This window comes from Winogradskyella sp., from assembly GCF_965656915.1.
Lineage (GTDB): Bacteria > Bacteroidota > Bacteroidia > Flavobacteriales > Flavobacteriaceae > Winogradskyella.
In genome coordinates this window covers 1-15,873 of sequence record NZ_CBFHMI010000051.1, presented here as the reverse complement: position 1 = coordinate 15,873, position 15,873 = coordinate 1, and the positions used below count along the sequence as shown (strand labels likewise).

General features: G+C 33.4%; 12 protein-coding genes. 10 read left to right on the top strand and 2 right to left on the bottom strand.

What is annotated here, in order from left to right:
• On the bottom strand, window positions 1-552 hold a 552-nt coding region (locus tag ACTG3Y_RS11045), incomplete at its 3' end, for a TraB/GumN family protein (RefSeq protein WP_439152983.1).
• Window positions 553-773: 221 nt separating this feature from the next.
• On the opposite strand from ACTG3Y_RS11045, the gene hemH reads away from it, so the two are divergent.
• From hemH to ACTG3Y_RS10995, 10 genes are all read left to right on the top strand, one after another.
• Window positions 774-1,814 (top strand): ferrochelatase, encoded by a 1,041-nt coding sequence (hemH, locus tag ACTG3Y_RS11040; protein ID WP_439152982.1) that lies wholly within the window; start codon window positions 774-776, stop codon window positions 1,812-1,814.
• On the top strand, window positions 1,814-3,169 hold the full coding sequence (locus ACTG3Y_RS11035) for an MATE family efflux transporter (RefSeq protein WP_439152981.1): 1,356 nt from the start codon (window positions 1,814-1,816) through the stop codon (window positions 3,167-3,169). Before hemH ends, ACTG3Y_RS11035 begins: the two co-directional genes overlap by 1 nt.
• Window positions 3,170-3,215: 46 nt before the next feature.
• Complete coding sequence (locus ACTG3Y_RS11030) at window positions 3,216-6,302, top strand: VPS10 domain-containing protein (RefSeq protein ID WP_439152980.1); 3,087 nt, start codon at window positions 3,216-3,218, stop codon at window positions 6,300-6,302.
• A complete protein-coding gene (locus ACTG3Y_RS11025; protein WP_439152979.1) occupies window positions 6,303-6,851 on the top strand; it encodes a CopD family protein in 549 nt (182 codons plus the stop codon).
• A 41-nt stretch (window positions 6,852-6,892) separates the two neighbouring features.
• A complete protein-coding gene (locus ACTG3Y_RS11020; RefSeq protein ID WP_439152978.1) occupies window positions 6,893-8,350 on the top strand; it encodes a sensor histidine kinase in 1,458 nt (485 codons plus the stop codon).
• A 30-nt stretch (window positions 8,351-8,380) separates the two neighbouring features.
• A complete protein-coding gene (locus ACTG3Y_RS11015; RefSeq protein ID WP_439152977.1) occupies window positions 8,381-9,163 on the top strand; it encodes an enoyl-CoA hydratase/isomerase family protein in 783 nt (260 codons plus the stop codon).
• Between the two features lie 276 nt (window positions 9,164-9,439).
• Window positions 9,440-10,513, top strand: a complete 1,074-nt coding sequence (locus tag ACTG3Y_RS11010; protein ID WP_439152976.1) for a PA0069 family radical SAM protein — start codon at window positions 9,440-9,442, stop codon at window positions 10,511-10,513.
• 105 nt (window positions 10,514-10,618) lie between these two features.
• Window positions 10,619-11,932 carry a vanadium-dependent haloperoxidase gene (locus ACTG3Y_RS11005; protein WP_439152975.1) on the top strand — a complete coding sequence of 438 codons (1,314 nt, stop codon included), beginning with the start codon at window positions 10,619-10,621 and terminating at the stop codon, window positions 11,930-11,932.
• 4 nt (window positions 11,933-11,936) lie between these two features.
• Window positions 11,937-12,686, top strand: coding sequence for an FG-GAP repeat domain-containing protein (locus ACTG3Y_RS11000; protein WP_439152974.1), 750 nt, complete (start codon window positions 11,937-11,939; stop codon window positions 12,684-12,686).
• 12 nt (window positions 12,687-12,698) lie between these two features.
• Entirely contained in the window at window positions 12,699-15,305 is a 2,607-nt protein-coding gene (locus ACTG3Y_RS10995) for a VCBS repeat-containing protein (RefSeq protein WP_439152984.1), read from the top strand.
• A 50-nt stretch (window positions 15,306-15,355) separates the two neighbouring features.
• Here the strand turns inward: ACTG3Y_RS10995 and ACTG3Y_RS10990 are convergent.
• On the bottom strand, window positions 15,356-15,873 hold a 518-nt coding region (locus ACTG3Y_RS10990; RefSeq protein WP_439152973.1), incomplete at its 5' end, for a hypothetical protein.

Genomic DNA, 15,873 nt, shown 5'->3' with positions numbered 1-15,873 from the left:
ATCCTTTTTATCTGGATTAAAACTTGCTTTTGTCACCAGATATCTAGATTCTGCTAAATCTTCTAAACCAACAATTTCTTTATTATTCTTTTTTCCTGCCTGAAAGATGAACATATCTAAATACGTCTCTTCTTCAAAATTATCTGACTGACTATTTTTTCTGTATAAATAGGCATTTACAGCATTATTGTCCATTCTAACAGAAGCTCTAATCGCCATTTCTTCCGGATGAGTTAACTTAAACAGACTTGTGTAAAATTGACTTCTATAGCTATTGTAATAAGCCATTTCACTAATCATCATATCATAGTTAAAACCTGGCCATGTTGTTGGGTCAGATTCTAATGCAATACAATCGCTTTCGTTGAGTGCTTTGTAAAAAACATCATCTAATCTAAAAGCTACTTTTTTACTTACATGCATGGTTCCATAGAGGTACGAGGGTTTTTCAAGGCCATTACCAGTAATTTTCCAAAGTAAGCTTTGGTACTGCTGTTGGGAGAAACAGGCTATAGAAAATAAAATTAGAAAGAGTGATGCAATTTTTTTCATAATAATTTTTAAAACAAGGCTTGTAAAGATATTTAAATAGTTGAAACATCCATGAACTCAAATCAAAACTCGATATAAAACGAATATTATAGATATTTACAATAATAATTATAACCATTAATTAGTCAAAATATTTGATGATAACAGCATAAAAAAAACCTATCACACTTATTTAGAGCCATTGCATATAGAGTTGTATTTTTGCATTGCAATTGAAAACTATGAAAAAAGGAATTTTATTAGTGAATTTAGGTTCACCAGATTCGCCAGAGCCTAAGGATGTAAAAAAATATTTAGGTGAATTTTTAATGGACAAACGTGTTATAGATGTCCCATTATGGGCTAGAACTCTTTTGGTAAAAGGCATTATTTTAAACACAAGGCCAAAAGCTTCTGCAAAAGCCTACAAAAAGATTTGGTGGGAAGAAGGATCACCATTAATTGTATTATCAGAACGACTACAGGAAAAATTACAAAGGCAAGTAGACTATCCTGTTGCACTAGCCATGCGCTATGGCAGTATGACCATAAAGAATGGCCTACAGGAATTAGTAGATAAAGGATGTACTGAAATAAAGACAATTCCACTATACCCTCAATTTGCTATGGCAACAACTGAAACCATTGATGTAAAGATAGATGAATTGGTTGCTGAACATTTTCCACAAGTTAAGATTACGCGTACTCCTGCGTTTTATAATCGTGAAGACTATATTAATGCGCTTTCACAAAGTATAGCAGAAACACTTGAAGGTGTAGATTATGAGCATATTTTATTCAGCTATCACGGAGTTCCTGAAAGACATATTCGTAAAAGTGATATTACTAACGGAAACTGTAAGATGGACGGCAAATGTTGTTTTAAAATGGGAAGTAAACAGCATGAGTTTTGCTATCGTCATCAATGCGAAATCACTACGATTAATGTAGCTAAAAAGTTAGGTTTAAAAAAAGGAACCTATTCCACAACCTTTCAATCTAGGCTTGGTTTTGATCCATGGTTAAAACCCTATACCGACCGTACTATTGAGCGTATGGGAAAAGAAGGTGTTAAAAAAATGGCTATCGTAACACCTGCATTTGTGAGTGATTGCTTAGAAACACTAGAGGAAATTGCCATGGAAGGTGAAGAAATCTTTCATGAAGTTGGCGGAAAGGATTTCACTGTAATTCCTTGTCTCAATGAACGCGAAGATTTTGCTGAAGTTCTTGCTAATATGATAGAGGAATGGGCAACTGATGAAAATTCTGTAACCGTTTAATGGCCAAAGTATCTTCACAAGAATTAGGTAGTCAACCCATAGGCAAGTTACTCATTAAACAAGCGGTACCTGCTTCAATAGGCATTTTAGTAATGTCTCTAAATATTTTGGTTGATACTATTTTTGTAGGTAATTGGATAGGACCAACAGCTATTGCTGCTATTAATGTAGTATTACCAGTATCCTTTTTTATTGCTGCGTTAGGAATGGCAATTGGAGTCGGTGGTTCTTCTATTATTTCCCGAGCACTAGGAGCTGATAATAGTATAAAAGCACTCAAAACGTTTGGAAATCAGATTACATTAACGGCTTTAATTACAGTAGTATTTGTAATTTTTGGTTTATGGTATATTGACGATTTAATACCAGCTTTTGGTGGTAAAGGTACCATTTTTGAACCTGCTAAAGTTTATTATAAAATAGTGCTTTATGGAGTGCCTGTTCTAGCACTTTGTATGATGGGTAATACTGTAATAAGAGCAGAAGGCAAACCAAAATTTGCTATGTATGCGATGATGTTTCCATCGGTTGGTAATTTACTTTTAGATGTGCTTTTTATTAAAGTTTTTGATTTTGGAATGGCAGGTGCAGCATGGGCAACCACGGGATCTTATATTCTATGTTTTTTATTTATTTTGTGGTTTTTTCTTTCCAAAAATTCAGAATTAAAACTCAACGTTAATCGCTTTGGTTTAGACCTACCCATAGTAAAAGAGATTAGTTCATTAGGTTTTGTTACACTTTCAAGACAAGCCATAGTCAGTGTAACCTATTTATTAATGAATAATATTCTATTTGATTTAGGTGGGGAAACGTCTGTTACGGCTTACGCTATAGTTGGAAGGATGTTAATGTTTGCATTATTTCCTGTGTATGGTATTACTCAGGGATTCCTCCCTATTGCTGGTTTTAATTATGGTGCTGAAAAATATAAACGTGTTCGCGACTCGATTATAACAGCAATAAAATATGCGGCATTATTGGCAACTGTTGTTTTTATTTTCCTGATGATTTTCCCAGACGCCATTACAAAATTATTCACTCAAGATTCGGATGTATTACGAGAGACTCCACCGGCAATGAGATGGGTTTTTGCAGCTACACCAATCGTCGCTGTGCAATTAATTGGTGCAGCATACTTTCAAGCGGTTGGTAAAGCCATACCTGCATTGTTACTTACCTTAACACGTCAAGGAATTTTCTTTATTCCTTTAATACTAATTTTACCAAAATACTATGGTGAAATTGGAGTTTGGATGTCATTTCCAATTTCTGATGTTCTATCAACCATAGTGACTGCTTATTTTTTAGATAGAGAGGTGAAGTTAAAATTATTGCCAAAGGTGACAAAATAATATTAAATCCGTAATTTTAGAATTCTAAAACCAACGCTTATTTAATATGAAATTTCTAACCAAAATAGCAGTACTTCTGCTTTGTTTTTTTAGCATCAATGTACAATCACAAGACTTTCAACAATCAGATTACGGTGCCTTAGAATACCGATTACTTGGTCCATTTAGAGGCGGAAGAAGTGCGGCAGTAACAGGAGTTCCAAACAAACCAAACTTATTTTATTTTGGTGCTACTGGTGGTGGTATTTGGAAAACCACAAATGGTGGTAGACAATGGGAGAATATCTCAGATGGTTATTTTGGTGGTAGTATTGGTTCTATTGCTGTTTCTAAAAGTGATCCTAATGTAATATATGTGGGAGGTGGTGAGAAAACGGTAAGAGGTAATGTCTCGTCAGGTTACGGCATCTGGAAAAGTGTTGATGCTGGTAAAACTTGGAGTGAATCTGGTTTAAAAAATTCGCGTCATGTACCAAGAATTGCAATCCATCCCACAAACCATAATATAGTATACGCTGGTGTGATGGGTAATATTTACAAACCAACTGAAGAAAGAGGTGTTTATAAAAGTACTGATGGAGGAAAAACATGGAGAAAAATATTATTCTCAAATGAACACGCAGGTGTTGTAGACTTAATCATGGATCCAACAAATCCAAGAATACTTTTCGCATCAACATGGCGTGTTAAGAGAACACCTTACAGTTTATGTTCAGGCGGAGAAGGTTCTGCGCTATGGAAAAGTACGGATAGCGGAGAAACCTGGACAGAAATTTCAATTAATAAAGGCTTCCCTGAAGGTATATTGGGCATCATCGGAGTTACAGTGTCACCTATAAACAATCAGCGTATTTGGGCCATTGTAGAAAATAAAGAGCAAGGCGGTTTATATCGTAGCGATGATGGAGGTGAAACATGGGGCCAGGTGAACAGCGAACGTAAATTACGCCAACGTGCATGGTATTATACAAGAGTTTATGCAGATACAGAAGATGTAAATACTGTTTATGTTTTAAATGTGAGGTATCATAAAAGTACAGATGGAGGAAGAACATTTAGTACCTATAATGCACCACATGGTGATCACCATGATCTTTGGATTGCACCAGAAAATCCACACCGAATGATTATTGGTGATGATGGCGGAGCACAAGTTACCTATGATGGTGGTGAAACATGGAGTACCTATTACAATCAGCCTACATCTCAGTTTTACCGTGTAACTACAGATAATGCATTTCCTTACAGAATCTACGTGGCACAACAAGATAATTCAACAATCAGAATTCCACACCGTACAGATGGTTATTCCATAACTGAAGATGATTGGGAAAGTACAGCTGGTGGTGAATCTGCTCATATTGCTGTAGATCCTGAAGATAATGACATTGTATATGGTGGAAGTTATGATGGTTTTCTAACTCGCGTTAATCATAAAACAGGTACTGTTAGAGCAGTAAATGTATGGCCAGATAACCCAATGGGTCACGGAGCAGAAGGAATGAAATATCGTTTTCAGTGGAATTTCCCAATTATATTTTCAAAGCATAATCCAAATAGATTGTACACCTTTTCGCAACATGTGCATGTCACAGAAAATGAAGGACAATCATGGGATATTATTAGTCCGGACTTAACAAGAAATGATCCTGAAAAGTTAAAATCTTCAGGCGGACCAATTACACAAGACAATACTTCTGTAGAATACTATTGTACCATTTTTGCCGCTCAGGAATCACCATTAAAAGAAGGGTTATTATGGGTTGGAAGTGACGACGGATTAATTCATGTAACACAAGATGGCGGTAAAACATGGGATAACGTGACGCCAAAAGGAATGCCTGAATGGATGATGATAAACAGTATAGAACCAAGTGCCTTTGATGCTGGTACATGCTATGTAGCAGGTACTAAATATAAAGTAGGAGATTTTGCGCCTTACTTATATAAAACAACAGATTACGGTAAGACCTGGAAGAAAATTACAAACGGTATTAATGAAGAACATTTCACAAGAGTTTTAAGAGAAGATCCTAAGCATAAAGGATTATTGTATGCAGGGACAGAAACAGGAATGTACATTTCTTTTAACGATGGAAAAGATTGGAAACCATTTCAACTCAACTTACCAATTGTTCCAATTACAGATTTAACAATTAAGAACAACAACTTAATTGTTGCAACACAAGGACGAAGTCTTTGGATAATTGATGACTTGACTGTTATTCATCAGTTGTATGATACAGATTTAAGTAAAAATGTATTATTTAAACCAAAAGACACATATAGAATGCGTGGTGGTAGTAGAAAAGGGAGTAAAACTGCAGGAACCAATCATCCAAATGGAGTTATTACCTATTTCAATTTGAAAGATTATAAAGACGATGATAAAGTGTCTTTAACCTATTTTGACACCAAAGGTGATACGATTAAAACCTATTCTAACAAAGACAAAGAAAATAAACTAACCGTAGAGAAAGGTGCAAATCAGTTTGTTTGGAACATGACCTATGATGGAGCTGAGCGACTTAAAGGTATGATTTTATGGTGGGCAAGTTTGCAAGGACCCAGGACGATTCCAGGAGAATACAAAGTGAGTTTAAATGTCAATGGTGATATACAATCTGAGAATTTTACAATACTTGCTGATCCAAGAGCTGAAAGTACTTTAGCCGATATGCAGAAACAGTTTGATTTTATTAAAGATGTTAATAAAACAATGGATGAAGCTCATAAATCTATTAAGAAAATTAGAAAAATAAATGCACAACTAGGAGCTTTTCAAAAGCAGTATAAAGAAGATGAAAACGTCAAAGATCTAGTAGAAAAAGCTGAGGCTTTAGAAGAGCAATTATCTAATATTGAAAAGGAATTGTATCAAACCAAAAACAGAAGTGGTCAAGACCCATTAAATTTCCCAATAAAATTAACAAATAAATTAGGGCATTTAAATTCATTAGTTAGTATGGGAGATTTTGCACCAACAGAACAGGATATTGCTGTTAAAAATGAATTAACTGGGAAGATTGAAAAACAGTTAGCGGCATTTAATACCATTTTAAATGATGAGATTATGGCATTTAATCTAGCTTTCAATTCAAAGCAATTAAACTATTTATTTGTTGAAGATTAAATGGAATACTACAACTATATAAAATCCCTGCATCTCATTTTTGTAATCACATGGTTTGCTGGTCTGTTCTACATCCCGAGATTGTTTGTCTATCAGATAGAAGCATTTCATAAGCCTTCACCAGATAAAGAAATATTGGGTAAACAATTAAAACTAATGGCAAAACGACTCTGGTTTATTATTACCTGGCCTTCTGCTATTTTATCAACGCTATTCGCTATATGGTTGTTAATTATAAATCCTGCCTGGCTTCAACAAGGTTGGATGCATGTAAAACTACTCTTTGTTTTACTACTTTTTGTATACCATTACAAAACACACATATATTACAAGCAACTTCAAAAGGATGAGGTTAAAATCACTTCAAACTTTATGCGTATCTGGAATGAAGGTGCAACCTTTATATTATTTGCCGTAGTTTTTTTAGTCATATTAAAGAATTCCATAAACTGGATTTTCGGTGTAATTGGTATTGTTGTTTTGGGGATTCTTATTATGCTTGGTTTTAAACTTTACAAGAATATTAGGTCTAAAAACCCAGAAGCTTAATTGGCTTGATTATTGCTATATTTAGTACTTTATAAAACCTAATGAAAATTAAAAGACTGTCCTTAAGAGCAAGAATTTTTGTAGCCATGATACTTTTAGTGTTACTGGCTTCTATATTAATTGCAGCAGTTACAATTTATCAATATAATGAAGAGGCAAGGGATTATCATAGGGAGCGACTAGAACGTAAGGAAAAAGCCATACGCAAGAGCATAGATTTGGTAATTCAGGAAAAAACCACTTATCCTGTAACCACAGAGAACATTCCACTTATTTTCAAAGATGAAATTTTTGATATTGATGCCATTCACAACCTGCAGATCAATCTTTATGATTTGGAAGGTCAATTATTAATAAGCTCAAAGCGAACCATTCAACGAGATACTACAGACTTATGTCTGGATGCTGAGGTTTTAAATCAATTATCCAATACGGCAGAGCATCGTTATGTTCTTAAAAAAGATGAAAATGGACAAACGTTTCAGTCGTCTTATTCCTATATAACAGATAAAAAGTTTAAGAATTTAGCCATTCTTAATTTGCCTTATTTAGAGAATGATGATTTTCTTAATAGAGAGTTGAATGAATTCTTATTGCGTCTTGGATTTGCTTATATGGCTATGATTTTGGCTGCGATAGTATTTGCTTATTTCATTTCAAAATATATTACCAAATCACTGAAAACAATTAGTGATAAAATGAATGAATTACGACTTGAAAAACGAAATAAAAAAATTGAAATAGAATCCTCAAGTGAAGAGATTGAAACATTAGTGAATTCATACAATAGCATGATTGATGAACTCGAAGCCAGTGCTGTGAAGTTAGCAACTAGTGAGCGTGAACAGGCTTGGAGAGAAATGGCAAAGCAGGTTGCTCACGAAATTAAAAACCCACTCACACCAATGCGTTTAAGTGTACAGAGTTTTCAGCGAAAGTTTAATCCAGAGGATGAGAATATCCATCAAAAAGTCAATGAGTACAGTAATACATTAATTCAGCAAATAGACACTATGAGTTCTATAGCATCAGCATTTTCAAATTTTGCAAAAATGCCAGCACAAAAAAGCGAAGTTCTCAATGTGGTACAAATTGTAAAATTAGCTCTAGATATTTTTAACGAAGATTATATTAATTTCGAAGCAGAATCTGAAAAAATCATTGCTAAATTTGATAGAACTCAACTAATTAGAGTCGTAACAAATTTGGTAAAAAACGGTATACAGGCCATGCCAAAGGATGCTTCAGATCCAAGAATAGATGTTGGCGTATTCTCTGAAGATAACTTAGTTAAAATTAGGATAACTGATAACGGAAGTGGTATTGAAGAAGAAACCAAATCAAAAATATTCGAACCTAAGTTTACGACTAAAACTAGCGGAATGGGATTAGGACTTGCAATGGTTAAAAATATTGTAGAGACTTATAAAGGAAATATTACCTTTACTTCTCAAGCCGGAAAAGGAACTGTGTTCATGGTTTCATTCCCGAAAGAATAACTGAAAGAAAGAATTAAATAAATTACAACAATGAGTTACAATAATATAGAATCAAACTTTTCAAGTGGTATCGCAACAATTACTATTAATAGACCAAACAAATTAAATGCCTTAAATAGAGATACAATTCAAGAACTTCATGAGGCGTTTGATGAAGCTAATAATGACAAAGACACTAAAGTAATAATTATCACAGGAAGTGGAGAAAAGGCTTTTGTTGCGGGAGCTGATATTAGCGAGTTTGCAGATTTTAATGTGGATGATGGCGGTAATTTAGCTGCTCAGGGACAAAAGATATTATTTGATTTTGTAGAAAACCTTAATACTCCAGTTATAGCAGCAGTCAATGGTTTTGCCTTGGGTGGTGGTTTAGAATTAGCAATGGCTTGTCATTTTAGAGTCGCAAGTACCAATGCTAAAATGGGACTTCCAGAAGTGTCTTTAGGCGTTATCCCAGGATATGGAGGCACGCAACGCTTACCGCAATTAGTAGGCAAGGGTAGAGCCATGGAAATGGTAATGACGGCTGGTATGATAGATGCTAATGAAGCCCTAAATTACGGTTTAGTAAATCACGTTGTAGAACTTAATGAACTCTTACCATTGTGTGAGAAAATTGCAGGTAGAATAATGCGCAATTCTTCAGTTGCCATTGGTAAAGCTATTAAAGCTATAAATGCAAATTATAAAGATGGAAAAGACGGCTATAAGGTTGAGATTGAACAATTTGGTAAGTGCTTTGGTACCGAAGACTTTAAAGAGGGAACTACCGCATTTTTAGAAAAGCGTAAAGCTAATTTTCCAGGAAAATAGATGATCTTATTAACTCAGGTCTGAAGTGTTAGACCTTTCATCAACAATCTTATGGATTAAATAAAAAGGACTTAGTATTAAAAGACCTAATAATACTAAAGGACTAAATGTAACCAAAAACATATAGTATCTTTTCATGGTAATTGCTTTTTACAAACTTATAGTAATTTTAAATTACTGAAATTAAGAATATTAACACATTTGTATTCGAAATTAACCTTCTTAAAACTACAAGTTGTAGCCACTAATAGCTGATTTTCATTCTATTTTTATAGAATGAAATCTAAACCTATTTTAAAAGGAAGAGGAGCACAGAACAATATTCACAACCGATTTGTTGAATTGTCTCACGAAATGAGAGATGATTTTTTAGAGTTTTGCGAAAAAGAAGGAGAAATAGCAGATAATAATAAAACTCAATATCTTAATGTATTTCCAAAGACCATTGTAAATAAGGTTAAAAGCCCGGATGTTGCTATGAGTTATTCAATGAATTCATATCAAGGATGTGAACATGGTTGTATTTATTGTTATGCTCGTAACACTCATGAATTTTGGGGTTATAGCGCTGGTTTAGATTTTGAACGTCGTGTTTTAGTTAAAAAGTCAGCGCCAGAGCTATTAGAAAAATTCATAAATAGAAAAAACTGGAGAGCGCAAACTATCGTTATGTCTGGTAATACTGACTGCTATCAGCCAGCAGAGCAAAAATATAAGATTACCAGACGTTGTTTAGACGTTTTTTTAAAATATAAACACCCTGTTGGTATTATTACTAAGAACGCTTTAGTGCTTCGAGATTTAGATATTTTAAAACAATTAGCTAAAGAGAATTTGGTCGCAGTAAATGTATCTATTACTTCATTATCTGAAGACACAAGACGTATATTAGAACCAAGAACTACAACAATTAAAAGACGTTTACAGGTAATATCAGAACTGAGCGCTAACGGCATACCAGTTAATGTAATGTTAGCTCCAATAATACCTTCCATTAATAGTCATGAAATATTATCAATGGCCAATGCTATTTCTAAGGCAGGAGCTCTAGGATTTGGGCATACAATAGTTAGATTAAATGGAGCAATAGGTGAAATTTTTACAGATTGGATAAAAAAAGCAATGCCAGAACGAGCGAATAAAGTATTAAATCAAATTGCAAATTGTCATGACGGAAATTTAAATGAAAGTAGATTTGGTGTGCGAATGAGAGGTGAAGGGAATATAGCAAAGCAAATTAACGATACCGTAAAATTAGCTAAAATGAGATATTTTAAGGATACAACGATGCCAGTATTAAATAAAAATCTTCACGAGCAATACAAAGGCGGACAATTAAAGCTTTTTTAGAATTACCGTTTATCCATAACCAATTGTATTACAACTAGTGAAAAGGTGTAAAACTTGTTCAATTTAAATAAATAACTATATTTATTCGACCAATCAATACTACTTATGAAAACTCGACTTTTATTATTAATCATAGCTTTGACAGTGTTTTCCTGCAAAAAGGACTCTGAAGAAGCTACTGTAATTTTTGACCGTAACGATTTAAGTTCAGCAAATACGGTACTTCTAGAAAGTGTGATGGAAGATGCTTTTACTCCACCTGTTGCAAGTAGAATTTATGCCTATTCACATTTGGCTCATTATATAACATTGCAGAGTATACTAAATGATAGTTTGCCAGAGGTAACGTCTAAATTAAATGGCCTAGATAACTTTAAAGTACCAGAAAAGAGTGATGTTAATCCCGAACTCTCGGCCTTATTGGCATTCTCTACTATTGGAAAAAAACTCATTTATTCTGAACAATACTTTGATGAATTAACATTAAACCTTAAATCTCAGGCAAAAGAAAATGGTTTATCAGAAGAACTTATTAAAAGTTCAGAAGCATATGCTTCTGAGATTACAAAGCAATTAAGTGCTTGGATAGATAAAGACATGTACATTGAGACTAGGACATATCCACGGTTTACAAGTACAAAAAAACCAGAAAACTGGCGTGAGACACCACCAGATTACGCAACTGCATTAGAGCCTTATTGGGATAATATAAGACCTTTAGTAATTGATAGTGCCAATGTCTATAAGTATAAACCATTACCAACTTACAGTACAGATAAAAACTCAGAGTTTTATAAAATGGTTAAAGAGGTCTATGAAGAATCCTTAAGTACTACTGAGGAGAAAGGAAAAATAGCATGGTTTTGGGATTGTAATCCTATCTTAACTATTCATAAAGGGCACATGGTAACAACAATACATAAGTTTACACCACCTGGTCACTGGCTTAATATTGTTAATCAGATTACAGAGAAAGAAAACTCAGACTATGTTACCACCACTAAAGCATATACCCTAACCTCAATGGCCATGTTCGATGCAATTATTGGTGCATGGCATGTAAAATATAAAACAGATTTAGTGAGACCAATCACATATATTCAAGAATATATTGATCCTGATTGGGAGTCTATTTTACAAACGCCATCTTTCCCTGAATATACGAGTGGACATAGTGCAACTTCAGCTTCGGCTGCAGAGATGTTAACCAGTATTTTTGGTGATAATTATGCATTTACAGACAATACGCAAATGCGATTTGATTTAGAAGAGCGATCTTTTAATTCCTTCAAAGAAGCAGCAAACCAAGTAAATTTAAGTCGTTTTTATGGTGGAATTCACTACATGCAAGGTGTGGAAGAAGGCGGAAAACAAGGGGCTTATATTGCCAACTTAATTTTAAAGAAACTACAACAATAATATTGTGCGAAATATTCAACTAATACTATTTACGGTTACACTCTTTACATTTTTTAATTGTAAAGAAGATGTAACTGAAAACAACGAAACTCCAATATCAGATGCAAAGAGCAATAACGTTTCTAGTGAATCTGAGTTGTTTGAATACTTAGATCCGTCAACGACAAATATTGATTTTCAAAATCAAATCACCGAGACCGAATCTTTCAATTTCTTACTTTATGAATATCTATATAATGGTGGTGGTGTTGCAATTGGTGATATTAATAATGATGGATTAGACGATATTTATTTTTCAGGTAATACAGTTGCAAATAAACTCTATTTAAACGAAGGAAATTTCAAGTTTAAGGACATCACGGAATCTGCAAAAGTAAATGGTGGTGCGGGTTTTAAAACAGGTGTTACAATGGCAGATGTTAATAATGATGGCTTATTAGATATTTATGTATGTAAATCAGCCATTAGTAATGACGACTTACGACGCAATTTATTATATATAAATCAGGGTGATTTAACGTTTAAAGAAAGCGCAAAGTCTTTTGGTTTAGATGATGCAGGTTATTCAGTACAGGCGTATTTCTTTGATTCTGATGGGGATAATGATTTAGACGTTTATGTTTTAAATCATTCGAGTAACATGCGAGAATCTAATACGATTAAAGTTACTCAAAATGAGAATGGCGAAATAGTTAGAGCAGAACCAAAGACTTATGAGGGAGTAACCGACAGGTTTTACCAAAACAATAATTAAAAATTTGTTGATATTTCTAGCAAGGCTGGTGTTTTAAATGATGCCTTCGGATTAAGTGCCGTAATAGGTGATTTCAATAATGACTTTAGACCAGATATATATGTCTGTAATGACTACATGATGCCAGATCGGCTTTTAATTAATAAAGGTAATAATGTATTTAAAGATGAGGTTGATGACTATTTTAGTCAGACGTCGTTTTCTTCCATGGGATCTGATTTCGCAGACATTAATAACGATGGTCATTTGGATTTGTTTACGTTAGACATGTCTCCAAAAGAAAATCATAGACGAAAAATGATGATGATGGCACAGAATTATGATAAATTCCAAAAAATGACATCCTATGGATTTGGGACGCAGTATTCATCAAATGCATTACAAATAAATACGGGAACAAAACATTTCTCTAATATAGCGTTCTTAGATAATTTAGCACAAACAGAATGGAGTTGGAGTGCCTTATTTGCAGATTTTAATAACGATGGATTAAAGGATCTTCATATTACTAATGGATATAATAGAGATGTGACAAATAATGACTATTCGCGTTATAAAATGGATGGTCTACAAAAGAAACTTAATACAAAAGAGATTACTCTGAAGGAATGGATTGAGAATATCCCTAGTGTTCCGGTTTCAGCATTCTTATTCAAAAATAATGGTAAAACTAGTTTTAAAGATGTATCTATTAAATGGAATAGCGGCAGACCAACATTCTCAAATGGATCTGCATATGCAGATTTAAACAACGACGGTTATTTGGATATAGTTGTCAATAACTTAAATGACTTTCCATTTATAATGAAAAATAATGGTAAGGAAATTCTACAAAATAATTTTATTTCATTAAAATTCGAGCACGAATCTGGAAAAGTAACGCAAGGTACTATTGCAAAATTGACACTGTCTGATGGCACTGAGATTACCGAAACATATAACCCAACACGAGGATTTTTATCGTCTTCACAGCATAAATTACATTTTGGTTTCAAAGAAAGTTTAACTGCCAAAAAGCTTGATATAATCTGGCCAGATCAGCAATTGCAAACCATAAATAATCCAGTAACTAATGAAATAACAACAGTAAAAAGAGAACCTAATTCCAGATATACCAACTCGAGTAATCCTTCAAAATACTTTGAGGATGCAACTTCAAAATTAAAAGGTGCATTTACACATAAGGAAAATGATTTTATAGATTTTAAACGCGAAGTACTATTGCATCATAAATATAGTGAAGAAGGGCCTGCAGTCGCAATTGCAGATGTTAATGGAGATGGATTAGAAGATATCTATTTAGGAGGTGCTTTAGGCTTTACAGGGAAACTATTTACTCAAAACGCAACAGGTTCTTTTAACTTAAGAACAACACCTAGTTTTAATGTAGATAAAATGTATGAAGACACAGATGCTGTGTTTTTTGATGCGAATTCAGATGGATATATAGATTTATACGTGGTTAGTGGAGGCAGTGAGCACAAAGTTGGTAGTCAGAATTATAAAGACCGGTTATATTTTAATGATGGAAATGGTAATTTCCAAAAAATATCTAATGCTTTACCTGATGTTTTAACGAGTGGCTCTGTGGTTAAAGTACATGATATTGATGGAGATGGACAGCTAGATGTATTTATTGGGTCTCGAGTCACTCCTGGTCGATATCCTGAAACCCCAAAAAGCTATATTCTAAAAAATACAAATGGCATATTTAAAGACGTAACCTCTAAATGGTCTGAAGGACTTTCTAATATTGGAATGATAACTGATGCCGAATTTGAAGATTTAGATAATGATGGTATAAAAGAATTAATTATTTCTGGCGAATGGATGCCAATATCAGTGTTTAAATTTGAGAATGGAAGTTACACTAATAAGACAGCGGAATTTGGATTAAATGATAAAGTAGGTTGGTGGAACTCTATATCAATTGCAGATGTCAATGGAGATGGTTTTAAGGATGTTATTGGAGGTAATTTAGGGCTCAATTCAATTTTTAAAGCTTCAGATAGCCAACCAACAACTTTATATTATAAAGATTTTGACAAAAATGGCAGCTTAGATGCAGTATTATGTACTTATATAGATGGTGTAAGTTATCCAATACATAACAGAGATCGTATGCTTAATCATATGGTAATGCTTAAAAAGAGATTTACACGTTACGAGCCATATGCGAGTGCTACAATCAATGATATATTTACTGCTGAAGAACTTAAAAATGTAAATATTCTTAAAGCCAATCATTTACAACACACTTTATTTATTAATACTAATGGAACAAACTTTAAAGCTCAGAATTTGCCAACAGAAACTCAAATTTCTGTCATCAATGATGTGTTTGTCAACGATTTAAATGAAGATGGCAAAATGGATATTGTAACCGGAGGAAATTTCTATGGTACAGATGCAGAATTTGGACGTTATGATGCATCCATTGGAGCAACATTAATTAATAATGATTCAAAGTTTGAAGCGATACCAGCATCAGAGAGCGGATTGTCGATACCTGGAAATGTTCAGCATATAAAACCAATTACTATTGATAATAAAACGTATTTGTTAGTGGTAAGAAATAATGAAGATTCAAGTTTGTTAAAACTAAAAAGTGGGCTATAAAAACCCACCTTTCTACTAATAAGTAACTAAACTAATATAAAAACAACGATTTATATTCTAAATTTCTCAGTGAATGTTCTATCATTTGCCATTACAACGGCTCTATATTCACCTGGTAGATTTTTATCTAACTTGTAAACTCTATTCAAAACTTCATTTCCTTTAACTGAGTCTGAATATATTAGTTCACCTTCAAAGTAAAGCTCAACTTTCATTTCATTGGTATCAATTCCAAGTTTAGAAATAATTAGTCTTGCATCATTAGTTCTAAAAACTGGTTTAAAAATCTTCTCTTTCGTATTTTCTATAAAAGTTACTTTACCGTTTTTAACTTCAATAGAATTCTTTTCAATTTCAAAATCTTTATTGATTTCTATCGTATATGTGCCATTTTCTAATTGAGTAAAATCGTATAGTCTTGTTAATTTTCCGGTGTATTTTATCTTTCCAGAATATATCACTTTACCATATGAGTTTATAATAGTAATAAAGTTACCTTCATTTATATAATGATTTATGGTTGGGTTATTTGCATTGTCGTTTGCATAGCAGGTCAATGTTCCTAACA

Bases quoted from the DNA above. Each gene is read 5' to 3' on its own strand.
- ACTG3Y_RS11020 (WP_439152978.1), top strand. From the start codon at position 6,893: ATGAAAATTAAAAGACTGTCCTTAAGAGCAAGAATTTTTGTAGCCATG.
- ACTG3Y_RS11015 (WP_439152977.1), top strand. From the start codon at position 8,381: ATGAGTTACAATAATATAGAATCAAACTTTTCAAGTGGTATCGCAACA.
- ACTG3Y_RS11025 (WP_439152979.1), top strand. From the start codon at position 6,303: ATGGAATACTACAACTATATAAAATCCCTGCATCTCATTTTTGTAATC.
- ACTG3Y_RS11010 (WP_439152976.1), top strand. From the start codon at position 9,440: ATGAAATCTAAACCTATTTTAAAAGGAAGAGGAGCACAGAACAATATT.
- ACTG3Y_RS11005 (WP_439152975.1), top strand. From the start codon at position 10,619: ATGAAAACTCGACTTTTATTATTAATCATAGCTTTGACAGTGTTTTCC.
- ACTG3Y_RS11030 (WP_439152980.1), top strand. From the start codon at position 3,216: ATGAAATTTCTAACCAAAATAGCAGTACTTCTGCTTTGTTTTTTTAGC.
- hemH (WP_439152982.1), top strand. From the start codon at position 774: ATGAAAAAAGGAATTTTATTAGTGAATTTAGGTTCACCAGATTCGCCA.
- ACTG3Y_RS11035 (WP_439152981.1), top strand. From the start codon at position 1,814: ATGGCCAAAGTATCTTCACAAGAATTAGGTAGTCAACCCATAGGCAAG.